Annotated in this window: 3 protein-coding genes; all 3 read left to right on the plus strand. The window is 38.9% G+C overall.

The window, feature by feature from the left end; translation table 11 throughout:
- Positions 1–128: 128 nt before the first annotated feature.
- The 3 genes from AACR75_RS00850 to AACR75_RS00860 all read left to right on the plus strand — a co-directional run bounded on the left by AACR75_RS00850 (position 129) and on the right by AACR75_RS00860 (position 2,839).
- Positions 129–902: an NERD domain-containing protein gene (locus tag AACR75_RS00850; RefSeq protein WP_017045441.1), complete on the plus strand. Its 774-nt coding sequence runs from the start codon at positions 129–131 to the stop codon at positions 900–902.
- 606 nt (positions 903–1,508) lie between these two features.
- The gene (locus tag AACR75_RS00855) at positions 1,509–2,036 is read left to right on the plus strand and encodes a Pycsar system effector family protein (protein WP_047691419.1); all 528 of its coding nucleotides are present in this window, start codon (positions 1,509–1,511) and stop codon (positions 2,034–2,036) included.
- 8 nt (positions 2,037–2,044) lie between these two features.
- A complete protein-coding gene (locus AACR75_RS00860; RefSeq protein ID WP_047691422.1) occupies positions 2,045–2,839 on the plus strand; it encodes an adenylate/guanylate cyclase domain-containing protein in 795 nt (264 codons plus the stop codon).
- Positions 2,840–3,413: the final 574 nt, after the last annotated feature.

Raw genomic sequence — 3,413 nt, forward strand, 5'->3', positions numbered from 1 at the left:
TCAAGAGGGATTGCCAACGCGTGGCGACTTTAGTGCAAAATTGCAGTTCAGTGTTTACAGTGTGTTTTTTAAGTTCGGCGGTGCGTTGTCAACCCCTTAGCCGGGCGTTAGTTGAATAAGGAAGTTTCGTGGATATATTAGGATTACTATCAGGTGCTTTAGCTCAAGTTTGGTACATCATACCTCTGTTACTTTTCGTTTCGATATTCAAGAGCCGATGGTTTAAAGGTATGTTCGGGGAGTTCTTGGTAAACAGACTGCTGTCACAGTTACCTGAGTCAGACTACACGTTAGTACAAGATGTAACCTTACCCACAGAAGATGGCACAACACAAATCGACCATGTTGTTGTATCTAAGTTCGGTATTTTTGTTGTTGAAACGAAAAACATGAAAGGGTGGATCTTTGGCTCAAAAAGTCAAAAACAATGGACTCAAAAAATCTATCGGCATACTTCTAAATTTCAGAACCCTCTTCATCAGAATTATAAACATATTAAAACCCTTGAATCATTGTTGGGCATAGATTCATCTAAGCTGCACTCGGTCATCGTTTTTATTGGTGATAGTATGTTTAAAACTGAGATGCCTAACAATGTTACTTACGCACGAGGTTGCTTGGATTACATTAAGCAGTTCATACAGCCAGTATTTTCAGAGACTGAGTACGCTCAAATTATCGCAGCAATCAATGAAGTTAAGCTAAAGAAAGGCATAGTTACAGATTTAAAGCATAGGCAACATGTTAAAGAGCTGGTCGCTTCAAAAGAAAACATAAAGCAATGTTCACGTTGTGGCTCTGAAATGGTGGTGCGTGAAACAAAGCGTGGCGAAAATAAAGGTAAACAGTTTTGGGGTTGCTCCTCTTTCCCTAAATGTAGGTCAGTGGAAGAATTCAACTAACAAACGCTTCAAGACGGATTCGCAACGCTTGGCGGTTTTTGTTTGCATTGATTAAGGTGTTTACGGTGTAATAATTGAGTGTCGTGGCCGTGTTGCTCACCACTTAAGCGGGCGTTAGGTTTACGAAGAGAAAAGCATCATTATTGGGGAAAAGATTTGGGGATTTCTTTAGCCATTTGTTTACGGCTTTCAGCAAGTCAGCCTGAACTACCCAAATCATCACGTTTCTTTAATCATTTCTCATGTCAAAATTCGTGGGTTGCTTCATTGGAAAATCGAGCAGGTTGGTTGAAGGTTTCTTTGGCGCAAAAGCGCTTTGATTTAACCAAACAAACAGACTTAACCATTTGTTTTTAGGTTGGTCGCATTTGGCTGTCAAATTAAGTGAAAGGTTTGGGTTTCATTGATCAAAATGCGTTAATCTAGCGGAATTCTTTGCCAAGTGGGTGAAGGTTAAATAGTAAAACCTAACAAGAAATTCAAGCCTGACTACCAACGCGCGGCTGAATCGGTTCCTAAATGGTTTTGTGGTTACGGTGCATTGCTTTCAATAACTTTGTGCGTTGGTAGCAGCTTAATTCGGCGTTAGCAATCTTTGAGGTATGTATGTGTAAAGATTCAATAGAAGAAAAATTAGACTCAGTCTTTTCGAATGTAAATGATTGGCTTAAGTTTGCGGAACAGAAAAATGCAGCTCTTTTGGTGCTCAATGGAGGAATTGTATGGGGAATGACACGTGTTTTGTCACAAGTTGATAAATTGGCTTTAGTATCGTACTGGTCATCCTTAGCAGGTTATATTGTTCTGGTATGCTCCGCCATAATTTGCGTCATATCATTTTTACCAATATTGGAAGAGAAATGGTTTAAACCTGACGCAAAGAAATCTTCGGATAATTGCTTCTATTTCGCTGACATCGCAAAATATTCAAAATCTGATTATTTAGCTCTTCTCTCTGCAAGGTTAGAAATTGATAGTTATAAAGCTACCCCATATGAGATTGATTTAAGCTCTCAAATAGTTACGAATGCGGAAATTGCACTTGATAAATATAAGAAATTTAAACTTGCTTCAAGTCTTACAGTTTTTGCTGTGATCCTATTTTCAGTTTCAATAGGCTTTCATTATTTTTAAGGTTAAAAATGATTAATCAAAAACAATTACCAGAAAATCTACGAGTTATTATTGAAAACCAAGTTACTAAATTTGGTCGCCCTGTAACTACAACTACCATGACTAGAATACCAAATGTGGATTCTATACCTACAGAGCAGTCGGGAAAGTGGCTAAAGATTGACAACGTTGTGTGTGTGTTTGTTGATATGAAAAATTCGACTCAATTAAGTGCAAGTCATCATGCTAGCTCTACAGGACGAGTATATACACTCTTTACTGGCACTGCAGTGAGAATATTTAAAGAGCTTGGGGCTTCGTATATAGATATTAAAGGAGATGGCGTATTTGCACTTTTTGATTATGATAAAGTCCATCATGCTTTCGCATCTGCTGTAACCTTTAAGACTTTTATAAATGATGTGTTCACACAAAAAGTAACCAATAAAACTAAGGTGAATACAGGTGTGCATATAGGTATTGACCAAGCAACCCTATTAGTTAGCAAAATTGGTCTAAGGAAAAGTGCGTCACGTGGAGACATGCACAATGAGGTGTGGGCCGGAAAAGCTGTCAATATGGCTGCTAAATTGTCCAGTTTATCCAATAGCAATGAAATTCACGTATCTGACCGCTTTTATGCAAAATTAAAAGCTCAGGAAGCAAAGTATTCTTGCTCATGCAGTACTCCTCAGTTGCTTTGGGAGGAAATAGATGTCTCACAAGATAAAAGGTTTTCATTCAAATCAGCGTACGTTTTGAAAAGTGCATGGTGTAAAAAACACGGCGCAGAATATCTTCAAAGAATACTTGCAGCGGATTAGATTGCTAACAAACTGTTTAAGAGGGATTCGCAACGCGTGGCATTTTTATTATGCGTTGGGTTAAGTGATTAAGGTGGTATGCAGCGGCTTCAATATTGCGTTGCTCACCCCTTAACAGGGCGTTATGCAACTCAGGTAAATTTAGGGGCTCAATCTTTTGGGATTTCTCTGGCCATTCGTTTTGTGTTGTCGGCAAATGAGCATTTTTACCCTCAAATTTGTGGTTAACTCAAACCGTAAAACAGGCAAGGTTCTTTGTTTGCCTCAATCAGTTTTAGTGCTGGTTTGTTGTCAATTTAGCGTGCGCAAAGTGTGGAAAGGACAATGTTATCGAGCATTTCGCACTTGCTGAAAGCCTTGCTTGTTGAGTTTGTCTCATTCAAAAGCTTGATTTGTTGCTGAACGGTGGACTTTGTTTTGGCGGCTTATACATCACGGCTCTTACTTGGGTTGATTCTTGAATCACTCAACCATTGCAATTGTGGCTTTTGGTTGTGTAAATTCAGTTTATCTCATTGAATTTGCATAACAAACGGCTCAAGAGGGATTGCCAACGCGTGGCGACTTTAGTGCA

The organism is Vibrio sp. ZOR0018 (assembly GCF_963865925.1).
Classification (GTDB): Bacteria; Pseudomonadota; Gammaproteobacteria; order Enterobacterales; family Vibrionaceae; genus Vibrio; species Vibrio anguillarum.